A 16529-nucleotide genomic window follows, 5' to 3' on the forward strand; every position below is an offset into this window, starting at 1 on the left:
CTTTAGACTACCATCTATTAGTTAAGATGAATATCTACATTGATGGTGCCTAACATGGCATATGTAATTGAAACTAAAGATCTTACAAAATTCTTTGGAAAGAGAAACATAATTTATCATCTAAATCTTAAAGTCCCTAGAGGAGTAGTTTACGGATTCTTGGGTCCTAATGGGGCGGGAAAAACAACCACAATAAAAATGCTTACTGCATCCTTGAGGCCCACATATGGGGAAATAAGGATCTTTGGCCTTGAGATGCCTCAAAAAAGGGTTGAAATTATGAAAAGTGTAGGTTATATGCCTGAAGTCCCAATAGCATATGAAGACATGACGATTTTTGATTTTCTCATATATATGGGCAGACTTTCTGGTTTAAAAAAGGAGAAAGCAACAGAACAAGCAAAAGACCTTATGAACTACGTGGGCGTTGGAAAACTGGCACTAAACAAAATAAAAGAATTATCTTCAGGGCAGAAACAGAGGGTAACTTTTGCTTCTGCTTTGATTGGTAACCCCGAACTTTTAATATTGGATGAACCAACGGCAAATCTGGATCCTCTCGGAAGAATAGAGTTCATTGGAAAAATCATATCCCTCGCAAAAGAAGGAAAGACAATTTTTGTTAGTTCTCATATAGTAAGTGAAGTGGAAAAAATGTGCAACTATGTTGGCCTCATCAATCAAGGCAGGCTTATTGCTCAGGGAAGGATACGGGATTTGACGCAAATAGAAGAAAATGACTATGATGTCGCAACTTCTAATAATGCTCTTGCACTCAACTTTTTAAAAGAAAAACCCTATGTAAGAGAAGTTTGGGAAGAGGAGGGGATTATAAGGGTTCAAGTGGATCCGAGGTTTTTGGATGAGCTTTTCCTCCAGTTTCCAAAGTACCTAGCCTCCCAAGGCATTCGTTTAAAGCTTTTCAGGCCTCATACAAGCCCTCTTGAAAGAATTCTCATGGAAAAGTTCGGCATAGGTGAGGTAGGTGATTAGTGTTCTTTATCAAAACGAAGTTTACAGGCTTTTGAAATCTAGAAGACTAAAAGTAATGCTTGCGTTAATGCTTCTTCCCGTGATAGTTTATTTCTTTACCCATGAAGAGATAACGGAATATGGTGCAAAGGCCTTGGAGATCTCATTTCAGATAAATATTTCTCAATTTTTGATAAACTTCTGGGCAAGTGTAATAGGCCAGCTTGTGGTAATAATCATTATGAGCGATTTACTGGCGAGTGAAATAGATAGGGGGACAATAAGAATACTCTTAGTAAAACCAATAAAGAAAAGTGAAATAGTACTCGGCAAGTTCTTTTCTGGCATAACAGCAGTGGCATTGATATTTGGGATTCCCTATTTGGTTATGCAAATCTACATGGTTCTTCTCTATAAAGCGGGTTTTGAAGGATTTACAGCCACTTTTGATGATTTTCTGTTTGTTCTTGTGATTACGATTCTTGTACTTGGAAGTTTGGGAGGAGTTTCAATGCTGCTTTCGGTAATTCTCTCAAGACCTCTCTACGCTTCATTAGCAAGCTTTGGACTAGTGTTTACAGCTCAGTTCATACTTCCCCAATTGCCATTCTTTGATAATCCTGAGCGCTTTAACTTGAGTTATCAAATAGGGGTTCTTCTAAAGAAAGGATTTACACTCAACACTGGTTTAGACACTTATAAGGGTGATCCAAATATGAGTGGGACGTTTTTCCTCGGCGTTATCTTACTTAGCTTAATTTTCACCTTATTAGGGTTATATAGAAGAGAGTATGAGGGATGAAACATGAAAAGATTTTTGTCAATGTTTATTTTCCTTTTATTCGTTGGAAACGCCTTTGCTCTTCCTGTTGAGCTCGAAATAGATGAGGTATTGATAGTGGATAACACTACTGTGACTTTTGACGTTGCTCAAAACAATCCTGGCCTGGTTTTTCTGACCTTAGAAAGAGGGAATGAGAGTATTCTTAAGGCTTTGCAGTTCGGAGAGAGTGTTTTCTTCAATGGTGTGAACTATACTGTGGGAAGCGTAGACGTGAATACTCTTACCCTCAAGCTCCATATCCTAGGAAACTACTCTAGCCTCGAGGTAATGAAGAGGAAGGATTTTGAGATCACTCTTCTTGAGTCCTTTGATGCGTATGTAAAGGTAAAAATCACAAACACTGGCTACTATGAGATTAATGACACTCTCATTGTTTCAGCTCAGGGAGTAACTGTGACAGAAAAGAAGCTATATTTAAAGCCTAATGAAGATATTATCTTAAAAATAAAGCCTTCTTACACTCAGCTGACCTTCACGTTAAAAAAGGCAAAAATTTCGAAGAGCATAACGATCCTTTCTTTTGATGATCTTGTGACAATAGAGAGAATTTGGAGAGACGACAAGCTTCACATTCTCCTCAAAAATCACGGGGATCCCATTAATGTCACGGTTAAGCTTCTCTTTAGCGGGATGACCTTTGACAGAAAAGAAGTTCGCCTCGGGTCAAAAGAGGGAAGGGAGGTAACCTTTGAAACAGATGTTACTCAGGGGACGATAGTTGTAGATTATAGTATCATAAAACAAGAAAGCTTTTATTTTGAGTCTCCTGCTATTTCGTTAGTGAATGCGACAAAGGAAGGGAATACACTCTACATCTGGCTTAAAAACGAAGGAAAAACTGCATTTTCTGGGAAAGCTACTGTTTATCAGAATGGAGTAATAATAAGTGAACCTTACTACAGGGATGTGAAAATAAACCCTGATGAAGAAATTCTCTTGGAGTTTGTTGTTCCAGAAGATGTTCAGATTTTGACTCTTAGTGTAGTTTCTCCAACTTACTCTGTCGCTTTTCCAATCTCACTAAAAACTAAACTCAATGTGAAAGCAGTAAATTCTTATGCCAAGGGGATTTTAGGAGGAACAACAAGTTATGCAATTGTTATAGCAGGAAATGAGAAGGTCGTGCTTGGTGTTGAAGGATTACCAGATTCAATAAAAGCATACTTCTATTATGGTGATACTCAGGTTAAAGAACTTGATGTGGTCCAAAGTGCACAGGTGAGTCTTGTCCTAAAGCTTCCTAATCTTCCCCAAGGTTTTGCACTTAATGAGCCAATCCTATTTAACGTGACTATAAATGGGATCGAAGTCCCCCTTAAGTTGGAAGTGACTGGGATTGGAATTTTACCAGTGTATGGTGATAACTGGCTTGCGAAGATAAACTATACTAGTGAATACCACCATATAGGTTTGCCATATAGGATTGCTGGGAACAAGATAACGCCTCCATTCGTATTTGAACATTGGAAGGGAGAGAAGATCGCAATAATATATGGGAGATATATAAGACAGGGAAAAGACTTGAGAATCCATCTCTTAGATTCTTCTGGGAAGATTGTAGCTTCCTCAACGCAAGAGAAAGGTAGGAGTGATTATCTCATCTTTAACCAGAGTGACTTCATGATTATGATCGAGGGAGAAAACTACTTTGACGGAGTGCTTTTGGTAGGTGAGTATCTCAACGAACCTAGGAATATAAGCTTTGAACTTAAAAGGAGAGAATTTGGTGAGGGCTTGAGGACTTTTATCATAAACGCAACGTCTCTTAGAGGACAACGGCTTGAGGTTTCTTTAGATTCGGATAAGCAGGTTGAACTTAGGGCTTATTATTTCACTCTTAACAATGAGAAAGAGAATCTTGATCCACTCTCTACCAATTTTAAAGGGGTCTTTAAGGGAAGGGGGAGGACTATAAAAGGGGAGTTTGGGATAAGGAGTTATGAAGATTTTGTTGCCATAGTTGTTGTTGGGGAAGGAAACGTAACCCTCCACTTTAAAGTCTCTAGGGGAAGGCCAGAAGTGAGTGAATTAACTTCGAGAGAAATTTACCTGTTGATTTTAGGCTTAATAATGCTTTTAGCTATTGTGATATATTTAGAAAAGAAAATTGGATAAGATTAGAAGATCAATGGGGCCCTGTACTCACCCCAAACTTCTCTGAGAATGTCAGTAACCTCACCAAGGGTTGCAAGGTGCTTGTGGGCTTCGATGATGTATGGCATTAGGTTCTCATCTTCGGTCTCAGCGGCTTTCCTCAATGCATCCAATGCTTCTTCAACCTTTTTATTATCGCGTTCACTTCTAAGTTTCTTTAATCTCTCTACCTGTTTATCTCTGATGCTTGGATCGACTTTGAGGATTTCTACTTCGAGTGGTTCATCCACGATAAATTCGTTCACACCAACAATAATGCGTTTCTTCTCTTCAACTTCTCTCTGGTACTTGTAGGCTGAGTCGGCGATCTCCTTCTGGATGTATCCTCTTTCAATGGCTTTCATCATTCCTCCCATGCCTTCGATCTTTTCAATATACTTCATAGCTTCTTCTTCTATGTGATCGGTAAGCCACTCAATGTAATAGCTTCCTCCAAGTGGGTCAATGGTATCGACTACTCCACTCTCGTATGCAATGATTTGTTGTGTTCTCAAGGCGATTCTAACGCTCTTTTCTGTTGGAAGGCTCAGGGCCTCATCATAACTATTAGTGTGGAGGGATTGGGTTCCACCCAAGACCGCGGCTAGGGCTTGAATGGCAACTCTAACTATATTATTTTCTGGTTGTTGAGCTGTGAGTGTTGAACCACCTGTTTGGGTGTGGAATCTCAAGAGCATTGATCTTGGGTTCTTGGCTCCAAATTTCTCCTTCATTATCTTGGCCCACAGTCTTCTTGCTGCCCTAAACTTGGCAATCTCTTCTAGGAAATTGTTGTGAGCATTGAAGAAGAAGCTCAATCTTGGAGCGAACTTGTCAACGTCCATGCCTCTTGCTATGACAGCCTTAACGTACTCAATACCATCGGCAAGAGTGAAAGCAACTTCTTGAACTGCATTTGCTCCGGCTTCTCTAATATGGTATCCACTTATACTTATTGAGTTCCATTTCGGAACATGTTCTGCACAGTACATTATGATATCTGTTGTTAGCCTCATGGATGGCTGTGGTGGGAAGATATACGTTCCTCTGGCTATGTATTCCTTTAATACATCGTTTTGTACAGTTCCTCTAAGTTGATCTTGTGGAACACCTTGTTTTTGGCCCACGAGAATATACATGGCTAAAAGATTAGCGGCTGTAGCGTTAATTGTCATTGATGTAGAGACCTTGTCTAGAGGAATTCCATCAAAGAGTATCTCCATATCCTTGAGAGAATCAATGGCCACACCGACTTTACCAACCTCACCTTCCGCCATGGGGTGATCGGAATCATAACCAATTTGTGTGGGTAAATCAAAAGCGACGCTTAGACCAGTCTGCCCTTGCTCTAAGAGGTATTTGTAACGTCTATTGCTTTCCTCAGCAGTTCCAAAACCAGCGTATTGTCTCATTGTCCATAGTCTTCCTCTATACATCGTAGCATAAACTCCTCTTGTGAATGGGTATTGGCCAGGGAAGTTGAGCTTTTCTAGATACTCCCACTTCTCAAGATCAGCGGGAGTGTACACCCGTTTGATCTCAAATCCATCTGCGGTCATGAATTTTTCCTTTCTTTCTGGTCTTTTTGCGATGAAAGGTTTTACAGTTTTTTCATTCCATTCTTCTTCGGCTTTTTTAATCTCCTCTATCTTCTTCTTATCGAAGGTCATTAACACCACCGTAGGGGTTATGTTTTAAGCATATAAAAATCTTTTAGTTTTTACTCTAGAAACGCTTACCAAAGCCAATAAGGAGAGTCAAACAGCTAAAAGCTCGTTTTCTATTGGATGTTTTATCCAGATATGTTAGGAACGTAAATAAAATGAGAAAGAGATTTATTCTTGCCATTTTGGATTGTCTTTGACAACAATTTCCCCGTTTTCCTCAATTACTATTTTAGAAAATCCTTTTTCGGCAATTGTTCCATAATCATGTCCAGCATCTGCTGGGTAGAGGGCTAAAAAGATAAATGGCTCATTTCCAGTGTTTATTGTTCTATGGGCCCAATATGGAGGAACATAGACTATTGTACCAGGCTCCATTGGGATCCATTTTGCATCACCTTCTGGGGTTTGTAAAAGCATCCCTCCCTTGCCCTTGAGAGCAAAATAAACTTCTGCTCGATCTATCTTTGAATGATAATGACCTTTTGTCATGAAAAACTCTTTTCCCACTTTTCCTGGATAAAGGACTGTTGTAGCGAAGTTTAAATCTCCTTCCTTTTCTTCCTGTTCTATAGCATATACCTCATAAACCACGGGGTCACTTTCTTCAATCATTTTTTTCTGTGCTTCTTCGTCGATAAAATATCCTTTCATGTCACTGAGCTTCCTAACACTTTTCTTTGCATTCTCAATAGTTCCTGTTTCAAAATCTAGTTTGACACCGAAAGGTATTTTGTACTCCATTTTCTTCACCTCTATATCTCAATTTGCCCTTTCTATTTTAACTTTTCTCTTTTTGTATCACTAAAGGTGAAAAATTAGAGAAGGGATTGAAGGAGAAAAGCAGTTCCTATTGCAACTGCCCAATAACCAGGATTCCACTTTAGAACCTTATAACCGTCTAGTGGTGGTATTGGGAGGAGATTAAAGAATGCCAGCAATAGATTGATATAAGCAGCGTAATAAAGAGAAACTCCAACAACTCCGGAAGGCTTCCCAAAACTCAATAAGGCTATGGCAATTATTCCTACCAGTATGTTTGTCACTGGTCCGGCGAGACTTATTTTTCCATATGCCTCTCTATCCTCCCATCCGACATATAAAGAATAAACTTGAACCGCACCAACAGCAACAAAAAGGAATCTAAGTCCCAATAATTTGCTAAGAATTCCTAGGAAGAGAGCAAGCATGATTCCAGTATCCCATCTTCTATAAATCGCGTAATATCCATACTTTCTGGCTACTTGTCTATGGGCGATTTCGTGAAAGATAAACGCAGTGAAAATACCCACTGCTACGTAGGGGATTATCTTTATGTTAAAACGGGAAAAAACAAGTGTAAGGACTATGAATGATATTACTAGGTCTTCTATTTCTTGTTTCTTGAACTCAAATGTCATCTTTCATCTACCTCTGATTTCAATTTTTTTACCGAGAACAAGCTCCGCTGCTTTGACAGCACTTCCTCCGCTACCTACGGCTATTCTAATTTGGTCTTTAGGGACATAAACAATTATCTTATCTTGTTCGTACTCGATCTCTAGGATCTCAACTTTGAGCATGCGTTTGAGTTCTTCTCTCATCTTTGACCCCAAGAAAATCTTGGAGACTCATAATATAAAGTTTAAGGAGAGGTTAATTTTGAAGATGTTGCAGTCCAATCTCGAAACTGGTTTCCTGAAAGCTCTATAACCTTGTCTGCAGTATTTTGTAGTGCATCGCTTATTTCGTCTTTTGGGGTGATAATAATTACTTCTTTCCCCATCTTTTTGGCTTCTATGACAAGAGGCATGAAGTGTGCATCTCTAACTCCTAATGCTAGAATGTTTATTTTTGGGTTGTAGATTATTTTCATAGTCTCAACGGCAACAGCTACATCAACTCTCCCATTAACAATGATCGGCTCCAAACCAGAGTCAAGGATAATCTCAACAAGTTTTGGAGCGATGTTATGGTTAAGAACGACTTTTCCTATCACGATTCTTCCAAGACTTCTCAAAATATTTGGAATATCCTCAATCCTGATGTTAAATCGTTTCGATAAGATATTGGGACCATTGACAACCAAACCAATTTGTAGAGGTTGGTTGTCTTTTTGGGACATGATATTTCCCTCTTAGAAATTTACAAAATGGGAAAAGGACAGAAAATACTCTAAGTATGAGATGTTATTTATCCCCTTTCAGATACTTGTAGGCTAGGAGGGAATACAAAGCAGACCCCTTCCAAAGTACACCCTCATCAACGTCAAATCTAGGATGATGATGAGGATAGATTATCCCTTTTTCTTCATTTCTAATTCCCAAGAAGATAAATGCACCAGGAACTTTTTGTAAGTAAAATGCAAAGTCCTCAGCCCCCATGGTCATTTCTGCTTTAGTAGTGGGTCCTAATTCTCGCGCAGTTTTCATAACAAACTTAGCAAGTTCTGGGGTGTTAATTGTTGGAGGATAAGGGATTCTAAATAACTCAAGACTTCCTTCACAGTCCCAAGCAGCTGAGTACTGCTGTACTATCTTCTCTATTTTTTCTATTACCTTAGCTCTAAGTTTAGAATCAAACGTTCGCAAGGTTCCTTTTATTTCTACACTGTCAGGAATTACATTATATCCATGACTGGCTTCTATCATGGGAGTTGTGATAACTATGGGAGATAAAGGATTAACACTTCTTGAGACAATCTTTTGAAGCGCATTGTATATATCTGTGGCTGGAGCTGTAGGGTCATTTGTTAGATGGGGTGATGCAGCATGTCCACCTTTTCCTTTTATTCGAATAATAAACCCGTCAGATGACGCCATTATAGGACCTTCTTTTGTGGCAATGGTTCCAGAGGGAAGATGACCCCATACATGGATACCAAATATTGCATTGACGTCATCTATATGTCCTTCTTCGACAATTCTTTTAGCCCCAGCGCCACCTTCTTCTCCTGGTTGGAATATTAATTTCACAGTCCCTTTGAGCTTTTCTTTAAGTTCAGCTAGTATTCTTGCTGCTCCGAGGAGCATTGCCGTATGTGCATCATGACCGCAAGCGTGCATTTTTCCTGGAATTCTGGACTTGTAAGGGACATCATTCTCCTCCTGAATCGGCAACGCATCCATATCAGCCCTCAAAGCAACAGTCTTGCCATCTGTTCCATCATTTAAAATTCCAATGATACCTGTTTCGGCGGTTCGGAGAACTTTATACCCAAGCTTTTTGAGTTCTTCTTCTACAATACTAGAAGTTCTAACTTCCTCAAATCTAGTCTCTGGATACATATGGAAATCTCTTCTTCTCTCAATGATATACGGTTCTAATTGTTTTGCAAGATCCATAACTCGGGATTCAATCTCCATATATCTCATCTCCTTTTGAATCATTCCAAAGATAAATAAAAATGAAAAGATCACAAGTTAATTGGTGCCCCAGGCCCTAGTGGGAGTCCTAGAAGATACCATATTATTGCTAGTATGATCCATGTGACTAGGAAGAGCATAGAGTACAAGAACGTTCTTGAAATTATTGTACCAATTCCCACATCTTTCTTGTAAATACTTGCATATCCAATGATAACTGGGAAGTAAGGAGACAATGGGGTAAATGAGTTAGTGCTTGAGTCACCAAGTCTGTAGAGCAGTTGTGCCCACTCTGGAGTGTATCCTAAGTAGTACATCATTGGCACGAGAACAGGGGCTAAAAACGCCCATTTAGTGGATCCACTTGTTATGAAGAGATTAATGAAAGTGGCTATTAGGATTATAGATATGAATAGACCAATACCAGTGAATCCTGCGGACTTGAGGAAATCCGCAAGCTTTATTGCAAGCACTGAGGCCATGTTTGTGTGTTTGAATGTATAAGTAAAGTTTGCTATGGGCAAGATTATGACCAAGTAAGATGCCATGGTTTTCATGGCATCTGCCATGTAATTTACCATGTCGGTAAGCCTTTTAACTGTACCAACGCTTTTTCCATAAACATATCCACCAATTACGAAGAACAGGAACAAGATTGGAACCATGCCCTTAAGGAACGTAGAAGGTACTATTGTATTTTGAGTAGGATCTCTTAGTGGCCCGTTGGGCATTATTGTTAGCAATAACATCAAAAGGAAATATCCACCTGCAGCCAAAAGGGCCTTCTTTAGAGCTCTTATTTCATAGTCTGTAATAGGTTTTAGGTACTCTTCTGGAACTTGAGCATGCTCGTATTCTTTTTCCCATCTAGCAAATCGGGGCATTGCATACTTTACAGTGAATATTGTGGCAACAGCAGTAATTATGAATGTTGAAGCTACCATAAAGTAATAGTTTGCAGTTGGATATACATTGTAATTGGAGTCTACAATTTTAGCTGCCGCGTCAGTTATTCCTGACAGTAGTACATCAGTTCCTGCTATGAATAAGTTTGCTGTAAAACCAGAGGACGCAGCAGCATATCCAAGTATAAGTCCAAATATTGGGTCTTTTCTTCTGGAATAGAACAATGCCGCTGTAAGTGGAGGAATTATGACTAAAGAAGCATCAGAGGCAAGGTTTCCACAGATTCCTAAAATGAATATAGCGGGAATCAAATATTTGTCAGGAACTTTTGTCAGAGTTCTCATAAGTGCGGGAATAAAACCTGCCCTTTCAGCAAATCCTGCTGCCATCATCATAACTAATACTAATCCAAGGGGTGGAAACTGTGCAAAGTTTTTGACTATGTTAGTTAAAATCCAATATAATCCTTCCTTATTGAGTAGACTTATTATTGTAACTTCTTCACCTTTCGCTGGATCTATCGCCGATATTCCTGCCAAAACACCTGAAAGCAGGATAACCAAGACCCAGAGGCCCAAGAAAATCCAAAACATATGGGGAAGTTTGTTGCCTACTTTTTCTATCCAGTTTATAAATCGCATTAATGCTCCGCTTTTTTCCTTAGGCATATTTTACCACCTAATGAATTTGTCACAGACAAATAGAAGAATAAATATTTATGTATTGTTGTTTAAGATTTAACATTACAATGTGCCATAATCTTGCAGTTTCTTATAGGTCAACCCGATAAATTCGATTTGCTGAAGGATTACTTTTGCCCAACGTAAAAATAAGATGAAGATTTAGAACTTCAATTTAAATGATTTGTACCATGCTTTTGGGCTTCCTATTGCAGGATAAACACTGTATCTATCCACTACTTTGTGATTCCTAAGAAATTTATCCACATGGTATCTAAGTCGTTCTAGATTAGTTTCAAAAAATCTTAACAGAAGGTCATAATCTCCTCCAAGATACATGGTTACTTCGTATATTCTGGGATTTTTCATTGCTTCATGAATAAATTCGTTGATCTCTTCAATTCGGATTTGCTGGTTTAATTTAACCAAGACATCAGCATATGCAGCATCAGCTGCTTTCAAAAGCAGGAGACCGATTATTTGTAATATCCCCTCTTCTTGGAGTCGTAATCGTCTCCGCCTAACTGTAGTTATAGAAATGCCAAGCTTTTCTGCAATTTTGGTATCACTTATTCGCCCATCCTCTCTTAATGCTTGGTATATTTTTATATCCAAATCGTCTAATTTTCCTTTAAAAACTGTTTTTAGAACTAAGATTTCGTCATGATCTAGATCCATAACTAGAACCTCCTCGATTAATTTCATTGCAATTGTTATAGTATATAAAAGAGTATTTAAAGTTCATGGAGACGAATTTTGACATATTCTATCCTAGATATCCCTTATATATCAACTCTTATAATCATGAAAAATGCTAAAAGTGAGAAAAAAGAACTAATCGAAATCCCATATTGTTCTCCCTTTGTAGAACATCATTACATAGCCACAGCTTTCACAGATTACAATATTTACTCTATGAGCTGTGAAACCCCATTTACTGTCCAATTTCCCCTCTTCGACTTTAAAGCTTGTTCCGCCGCAAAGGGGACATTTTAGATGTTGTCTCTCCATAGGATCACCAGTGTAGATTTGTCTTTTTGTTTAATAAATCTTTTTGCTCTTTATATGAATTTAGGATTCTCTCTATTCCTTTTTTGTGTCCTAGACCCACTATAGCAATTACTTTAGGCTTTTTGATACCAGCCTTTTTAAGTTCATCTACAATAAATTTGAGGTGTCTTGCCATTATATTATTCCTTTCCTCTACTAAAACTTTAAACAAATAGGGATATCTTATTTTAAAACGATACATCATTATTTTGTAGCTTTCCATAATGTTTTCTGACTCTCCCTCAACGGGGACTATTGGAAAGAACACTAAAGCACTTTCAATTAGAAGAAGGAGTTTCTCCCTAAACGGAGCTTTCAAAAGCTTCTCCATGATTATTTGTATATCCTCGTCGATTAGATAAAGGGGAATTCTTAGAAAACCTGCCATTTGAATAGCTTCTTCCATTTCTCCCCCTGGCTTCATTCCAAACTCTTCTCCAATTTTCTCTTCAACTTTCATTAGAATGTAAGCCAAAAGTGCTTTTCTCCCAAGTTTCAAGGCTTCTTGAAGTGTGAGTTTTTTAGAAGATCTAAGGGCATAGAATCGTTGTTTGTCGAGTTCAATAGCTATAGCATCAGGGTTTTCCTTTAGGATCAACCGTCTGACTTCTTCCCTACTCCTTGGAGACACGTGCATAGTTCCGAGGATCTTAACGTATCGAAGATAGCTCATACCCCTCACCAACTTTAATGACATCAAAGTCCCTTGGAATTATAAATTTGTAGTTGCATACTTCACGTGCTCTCGTACAGTACTCTTCATAAGTGTATCTAGGTGCTCTATGAAAGAGGGCTAAAAGTTTAACTTTGGCTTTTTTTGCTATTTCACAAGCTTCGGAAACTGTTGAGTGATAACTCTCGTTTCTGTCTGCTTTATCTATATATGTGGCTTCGTGTATCAGTAGGTCAGCGTTTTCTGAAAAAAGTTTCACTCTCTCACATGGTTCGGTGTCCCCAGTATATACTACTTTTACTCCTTTTTTGGGCTTTCCAGTCACGTCTTCAAGGTGTATTATTCTGCCATCAATTTCCACTTTTCCTTCTTTTTCAAGCTTTTTCATCCAAGAACCTGGGATTAATCCTAGCTTTCTAATCTTTTCAATATCAAAACTTCCCCTCTTATCCTTTTCTTTAAATACATATCCCAAAGCAGGGACGCCATGCTTAACTTTAAAACTCCATATTTCATATTCTCCGAACTTTAATCTAGCTTCTCCAAGTTCATGAACGTGAATTTCAAATCCAGCTCTGAAAAATCCACTTTTTAAATAATTTTGTACGAATTCAAAAGTATATTTTGGGCCATAGATATGAAGCGGCCTTTCCCTATTCCATAGGCTCATGGTTTGGATAAAGCTCATCAGGCCAAGATAGTGGTCGCCATGAAAATGAGTTATGAAAATCTTGTCAATCTTCATTGGGCTCAGCTTGGCGATATTGAACTGTCGTAATGTGCCTTCTCCAATATCCCATAGTATTATCTCGCTCTTATACTTTAGAGCTATAGCAGGAACATTTCTCTCTTTATTTGGCATTATGCCTCCAGTCCCAAGGAAAATTACTTCAAGCATGTTCCTAATAAAGAAGAGAGAGATAAAAAAGTTTTTGATAAGTTGGGAGTTTTACATTTTTCTCCTGAAAGCCTCGCCCTTCAAGACGGGAAGGAGGTCAGCGTTTGGCAGATGAGGGGATTAGCTTCTCTTGGTGCTTAACAATATTCCTCATATCCTTCAAGTTCGGGGTTTAATGCTTTATTAATAGTGAACTTGATCTTTTTTGTCCCTTTCTGGAATTTCATTATGGTTGTGGCAAGTTCTTCAAGCAAGGGAAGGGGGTCAGGAGAGATGTTTGTTAGAACATCTCTGTTTACAAAGTATATTGATATTCTTCGTGTGTCTCCTAAGAATCTCTCAAGAATACTTACAAAGGACACAACTTCATTTTTGAATAGCATGTATCTTTCTAGTCCAAAGAATAGGACGACGGTAAAGTTTTTATTCACAAACTCCTCATAAACTTCTTTATACTCTGCTAATAATGCTAATAATTCTCTATCTACAGGAATGAACTTTATTACCTCTCCTACTGTAGGCTCATGTCGCCCGATCTCTATGATTTTTGCCCAGTTCAATACTTCCATGTCCAATCCTTCCATTTTCATGCGATAGGTATGGAGCTCTACTAGATTGTACATATCTGTGATTAAGACCTGATATTCTTTGCTTTTGGCCCATTTGATAATTTCATGGAGAATTCTGGTGGGGTTCATATTTGAAGAGTACTCGACCAGTACAATCTCACCAGGCTTTATTTTGTCGAGTATCTCCCACATAGATACTTCACCTTTGAAATTCTTAAAGAACTTTTGAATATTTAACTTTTTTCATATGAAATAATCATGTTCTGCCAAAGGTTAAAATACTCTATTTACTAAAATTAATTGGTGAAGCTGGATGGAGGAAGTACTTAAAGCAATTCAGGAAAAAGAATGTGAAAAAGTAGCAACGTTGCTCTATTACAAAGCAGATGAGTTAACTGAAGACGAACTAAAGATTGTTCTAGAAAAAACTGAGAAACTTGCATTAGAGTGTAAGGATTACGAACTCTATAAACTGGTTGTCTACTATTCTCTCGAGTTTCTTGAGGTTGATAAGATTAAGGACTTTGAAGAATTTGTTGAGAAAGATGGAAGTTTTGAGGCCAAATATCATCTCGCTGATTTGTATTACCTATTAGGTGAGCTTGAAAAATCAATTGACATTTACAGAGAGCTACTTGAAGAGGAGACTGAAAAAGGAAACCTTGGGAATATTGCAAAAATTTATTACAACATGGGCCTTATCCATGAGGAACTTTTGGAGTATGAAAAAGCTCTAGAACTTATGAGCAAAGCTGAAAAGGCCTTTGAGGAGCTTGGGAAGAAGGAGGAAGTCATCCATATTAGAATCCACAAGGCATATATAACATTTGAAATAGGAGAGATCCCGAAAGCAAAGGCGGAACTGGCGGAAATACTTTCCAAGGCACGTGGAAATAATCAATTAGTGGCTCAGGTACATCTGGTCTTTGAGGAGATATTTGAGGAGAAAGATAATTATGATGCAGCTTTACATGAGTGCCTTTATGCGATGTTATATGGGAGAGACACGGAATATTTCGACATTGCATTTGATTCATTAATCGACGTTCTCTGGCAGATACTAATGGAAGACAAATTTGATGTAATATACAATAATCTAGATATGTTTGCTAGGGCCTTTCCAGATATGAAAGAGTTCTTTGAAGGTGTGAAGGTTGTTGCCTTATACAAGGACGGAAAAATAGGAAGGGAAGAAGTAAGCGGATATATAACAAGGATTAAGGACAGGAGACTCTTAGATCTACTTGAGTTCTTAAGTGAAGCTGAGCCTTGATTTCACTCTTTTTGGTGATTTTCATGAATATCAGGATAGCAAAACTTGAAGATGTAAAGGGGATAGTGGAAGTACACTGTTCAGATATTGAAAGGTGGATCAAGAAAGATGATAATAGAGAAGCAACTTATGAAGAACTCAGTATAAAAGACCGCTACCTGCATGGAGGTCCATGGATGAGTATTGAAACCTGCGCTGTTCATTTGAATAATCTTCTTTTAGAGGGGCAAATCCCCATAGTGGTCGAGACAAATGGCAAAATCATTGGAAATGCTGAGGTTTTGATAAGTGAGGAGTTAATAAATGGCAAGATGTATAGAATAGCTCATTTAGATATTTTGGAAGTTCACAAAGATTTTAGAAGAAAAGGAATCGGAAGAGAGATTGTTAACTTTGTTGAAGATCTTGCAAAAGAAAAAGGATGCGATCTTTTAACTGTGGTGCCTGAAAAAAGTGCTATTGGCTTTTATGCAAAATTAGGAATTGATAACGTAATCTATCAGGGTTATTTCGCCGAATTTGAGACTTCCCTTTTTTCAGATGTGAACGCGAGTATCAATTTATGTGAATTTTCTTGGGAAGACATTAAAGACAGAGAGATGGTCTCAGGAAAGTTTCAAAGCTCCTATCATCACTGGTTTGAGGCATTCAGAAATCGAATAGCAGGTATAGATGATGCACGTTACTTTGAAAGCGGGAAGTTAAGAAATTCCTATTATATTCTTGAAGAAGCCGTTTACAATAATAAGATAGTCACTGCATATATGTGGGGTCGGGAAGAAGACTTTCCTCTCTTATTAAACAGGGCAAAAAACCTAGGTTTCACAAAGCTTCGTACAATAGTGGAGGAGAATCTAATAAAAGAATTCAACCCAAAGATTTTGGACAAAATGATTATTCTCTCGAAGCACCTTTGAACTTTTTCAAGTCTCTTTTTGTGTTTATATTGAAAAGACTCTCTCTCCATTCAAGAGGGAGGGATTCTATTTGGATATAGCATGTTCTCGCATTCTTTATGGCTTTTCCCAACATATACTCTCTCTTTTTTATCTGGTTTTCAAGAACAGGTAAGAACTCCTCAGAATATGCGGCATGAAGAGGCTCAAGATATCCATTTGGCCACAAAGGAACGCAAACCATAGGTCTAGATCTGTGGAATTTCTTTATAATGTAATCCACGAACTCTGGATTTATATTTGGCATGTCTCCGGCGGCTATGAACACATCTCCTAATTCAACCAAAGCTGTATAGACACCTCCGATAGGACCTATTTTAAATTTGTCGATGAGAATTTTAAGTCCGAGCTTCTTAAACTCATGTTCTTTCTCTTTGAACGTTATTACAACTACTTCTTCTATGTTTTCTGCTTTCACAAGTCTTTCGATTGTGTGAGTAATCAATGGCTTTCCATCCACTCTGTATAGGAGCTTTTCTTCTCCAAAACGACTTGATCTGCCTCCAGCAAGAATTGCAGCTATCATTATTATTCCCCGTAGAATCTTATAAGATAAGGGAATATAAA

At 38.2% G+C, this 16529-nt stretch carries 18 protein-coding genes; 5 read left to right on the forward strand and 13 right to left on the reverse strand.

The window, feature by feature from the left end:
* The first annotated feature begins 54 nt into the window (after positions 1–54).
* Genes K1720_RS07195 through K1720_RS07205 form a run of 3 tightly spaced genes read left to right on the forward strand, consistent with a single transcriptional unit; the run spans position 55 to position 3931 of the window.
* Positions 55–993, forward strand: coding sequence for an ABC transporter ATP-binding protein (locus tag K1720_RS07195; RefSeq protein ID WP_251948042.1), 939 nt, complete (start codon positions 55–57; stop codon positions 991–993).
* Complete coding sequence (locus K1720_RS07200; RefSeq protein WP_251948043.1) at positions 986–1774, forward strand: ABC transporter permease; 789 nt, start codon at positions 986–988, stop codon at positions 1772–1774. The genes K1720_RS07195 and K1720_RS07200 overlap by 8 nt, the downstream gene beginning before the upstream one ends.
* Positions 1775–1777: 3 nt before the next feature.
* Positions 1778–3931, forward strand: coding sequence for a hypothetical protein (locus tag K1720_RS07205; RefSeq protein ID WP_251948045.1), 2154 nt, complete (start codon positions 1778–1780; stop codon positions 3929–3931).
* Positions 3932–3933: 2 nt separating this feature from the next.
* On the opposite strand, the gene K1720_RS07210 is transcribed toward K1720_RS07205, so the two are convergent.
* The 12 genes from K1720_RS07210 to K1720_RS07265 all read right to left on the reverse strand — a co-directional run bounded on the left by K1720_RS07210 (position 3934) and on the right by K1720_RS07265 (position 13925).
* Entirely contained in the window at positions 3934–5619 is a 1686-nt protein-coding gene (locus K1720_RS07210) for an acyl-CoA mutase large subunit family protein (protein WP_251950613.1), read from the reverse strand.
* 165 nt (positions 5620–5784) lie between these two features.
* Positions 5785–6357: a glucose-6-phosphate isomerase gene (pgiA, locus tag K1720_RS07215; protein ID WP_251948047.1), complete on the reverse strand. Its 573-nt coding sequence runs from the start codon at positions 6355–6357 to the stop codon at positions 5785–5787.
* Positions 6358–6431: 74 nt separating this feature from the next.
* The gene (locus K1720_RS07220; protein ID WP_251948049.1) at positions 6432–7013 is read right to left on the reverse strand and encodes a site-2 protease family protein; all 582 of its coding nucleotides are present in this window, start codon (positions 7011–7013) and stop codon (positions 6432–6434) included.
* A 3-nt stretch (positions 7014–7016) separates the two neighbouring features.
* Positions 7017–7196 carry a KH domain-containing protein gene (locus tag K1720_RS07225; RefSeq protein WP_055283635.1) on the reverse strand — a complete coding sequence of 60 codons (180 nt, stop codon included), beginning with the start codon at positions 7194–7196 and terminating at the stop codon, positions 7017–7019.
* A gap of 41 nt (positions 7197–7237) precedes the next feature.
* Positions 7238–7717 carry an NYN domain-containing protein gene (locus K1720_RS07230; protein WP_251948051.1) on the reverse strand — a complete coding sequence of 160 codons (480 nt, stop codon included), beginning with the start codon at positions 7715–7717 and terminating at the stop codon, positions 7238–7240.
* A 64-nt stretch (positions 7718–7781) separates the two neighbouring features.
* Entirely contained in the window at positions 7782–8957 is a 1176-nt protein-coding gene (cpsA, locus tag K1720_RS07235; RefSeq protein WP_251948053.1) for a carboxypeptidase CpsA, read from the reverse strand.
* Between the two features lie 50 nt (positions 8958–9007).
* Positions 9008–10531, reverse strand: coding sequence for an AbgT family transporter (locus K1720_RS07240; protein ID WP_251948055.1), 1524 nt, complete (start codon positions 10529–10531; stop codon positions 9008–9010).
* Positions 10532–10705: 174 nt separating this feature from the next.
* Positions 10706–11248 (reverse strand): Lrp/AsnC family transcriptional regulator, encoded by a 543-nt coding sequence (locus K1720_RS07245; RefSeq protein ID WP_251948057.1) that lies wholly within the window; start codon positions 11246–11248, stop codon positions 10706–10708.
* Positions 11249–11377: 129 nt separating this feature from the next.
* Positions 11378–11554, reverse strand: a complete 177-nt coding sequence (locus K1720_RS07250; RefSeq protein WP_251948058.1) for a hypothetical protein — start codon at positions 11552–11554, stop codon at positions 11378–11380.
* 4 nt (positions 11555–11558) lie between these two features.
* Positions 11559–12266, reverse strand: a complete 708-nt coding sequence (locus K1720_RS07255) for a TraB domain-containing protein (RefSeq protein ID WP_251948060.1) — start codon at positions 12264–12266, stop codon at positions 11559–11561.
* Positions 12244–13164 (reverse strand): ribonuclease Z, encoded by a 921-nt coding sequence (locus K1720_RS07260; protein ID WP_251948062.1) that lies wholly within the window; start codon positions 13162–13164, stop codon positions 12244–12246. The genes K1720_RS07255 and K1720_RS07260 overlap by 23 nt, the downstream gene beginning before the upstream one ends.
* A 137-nt stretch (positions 13165–13301) precedes the next feature.
* Positions 13302–13925 carry a DUF257 family protein gene (locus K1720_RS07265; protein WP_251948064.1) on the reverse strand — a complete coding sequence of 208 codons (624 nt, stop codon included), beginning with the start codon at positions 13923–13925 and terminating at the stop codon, positions 13302–13304.
* A gap of 121 nt (positions 13926–14046) precedes the next feature.
* Between K1720_RS07265 and K1720_RS07270 the strand changes: the two genes are divergently transcribed.
* Entirely contained in the window at positions 14047–15006 is a 960-nt protein-coding gene (locus tag K1720_RS07270) for a tetratricopeptide repeat protein (protein ID WP_251948066.1), read from the forward strand.
* 23 nt (positions 15007–15029) lie between these two features.
* The gene (locus tag K1720_RS07275; RefSeq protein ID WP_251948068.1) at positions 15030–15923 is read left to right on the forward strand and encodes a GNAT family N-acetyltransferase; all 894 of its coding nucleotides are present in this window, start codon (positions 15030–15032) and stop codon (positions 15921–15923) included.
* Here K1720_RS07275 and mobA read toward each other — a convergent pair.
* On the reverse strand, positions 15901–16488 hold the full coding sequence (gene mobA, locus K1720_RS07280; protein ID WP_251948070.1) for a molybdenum cofactor guanylyltransferase MobA: 588 nt from the start codon (positions 16486–16488) through the stop codon (positions 15901–15903). The genes K1720_RS07275 and mobA overlap by 23 nt on opposite strands.
* Positions 16489–16529 lie beyond the last annotated feature (41 nt).

Source organism: Thermococcus argininiproducens (assembly GCF_023746595.1).
In the GTDB taxonomy this organism is placed as follows: Archaea; Methanobacteriota_B; Thermococci; order Thermococcales; family Thermococcaceae; genus Thermococcus_A; species Thermococcus_A argininiproducens.

Bases quoted from the DNA above. Each gene is read 5' to 3' on its own strand.
- K1720_RS07270 (WP_251948066.1), top strand. From the start codon at position 14,047: ATGGAGGAAGTACTTAAAGCAATTCAGGAAAAAGAATGTGAAAAAGTA.
- K1720_RS07205 (WP_251948045.1), top strand. From the start codon at position 1,778: ATGAAAAGATTTTTGTCAATGTTTATTTTCCTTTTATTCGTTGGAAAC.
- K1720_RS07260 (WP_251948062.1), bottom strand. From the start codon at position 13,164: ATGCTTGAAGTAATTTTCCTTGGGACTGGAGGCATAATGCCAAATAAA.
- mobA (WP_251948070.1), bottom strand. From the start codon at position 16,488: ATGATAGCTGCAATTCTTGCTGGAGGCAGATCAAGTCGTTTTGGAGAA.
- K1720_RS07250 (WP_251948058.1), bottom strand. From the start codon at position 11,554: ATGGAGAGACAACATCTAAAATGTCCCCTTTGCGGCGGAACAAGCTTT.
- K1720_RS07220 (WP_251948049.1), bottom strand. From the start codon at position 7,013: ATGACATTTGAGTTCAAGAAACAAGAAATAGAAGACCTAGTAATATCA.
- K1720_RS07265 (WP_251948064.1), bottom strand. From the start codon at position 13,925: ATGTGGGAGATACTCGACAAAATAAAGCCTGGTGAGATTGTACTGGTC.
- K1720_RS07210 (WP_251950613.1), bottom strand. From the start codon at position 5,619: ATGACCTTCGATAAGAAGAAGATAGAGGAGATTAAAAAAGCCGAAGAA.
- K1720_RS07255 (WP_251948060.1), bottom strand. From the start codon at position 12,266: ATGAGCTATCTTCGATACGTTAAGATCCTCGGAACTATGCACGTGTCT.
- K1720_RS07275 (WP_251948068.1), top strand. From the start codon at position 15,030: ATGAATATCAGGATAGCAAAACTTGAAGATGTAAAGGGGATAGTGGAA.
- K1720_RS07225 (WP_055283635.1), bottom strand. From the start codon at position 7,196: ATGAGAGAAGAACTCAAACGCATGCTCAAAGTTGAGATCCTAGAGATC.
- K1720_RS07240 (WP_251948055.1), bottom strand. From the start codon at position 10,531: ATGCCTAAGGAAAAAAGCGGAGCATTAATGCGATTTATAAACTGGATA.
- K1720_RS07230 (WP_251948051.1), bottom strand. From the start codon at position 7,717: ATGTCCCAAAAAGACAACCAACCTCTACAAATTGGTTTGGTTGTCAAT.
- cpsA (WP_251948053.1), bottom strand. From the start codon at position 8,957: ATGGAGATTGAATCCCGAGTTATGGATCTTGCAAAACAATTAGAACCG.
- pgiA (WP_251948047.1), bottom strand. From the start codon at position 6,357: ATGGAGTACAAAATACCTTTCGGTGTCAAACTAGATTTTGAAACAGGA.
- K1720_RS07245 (WP_251948057.1), bottom strand. From the start codon at position 11,248: ATGAAATTAATCGAGGAGGTTCTAGTTATGGATCTAGATCATGACGAA.
- K1720_RS07195 (WP_251948042.1), top strand. From the start codon at position 55: ATGGCATATGTAATTGAAACTAAAGATCTTACAAAATTCTTTGGAAAG.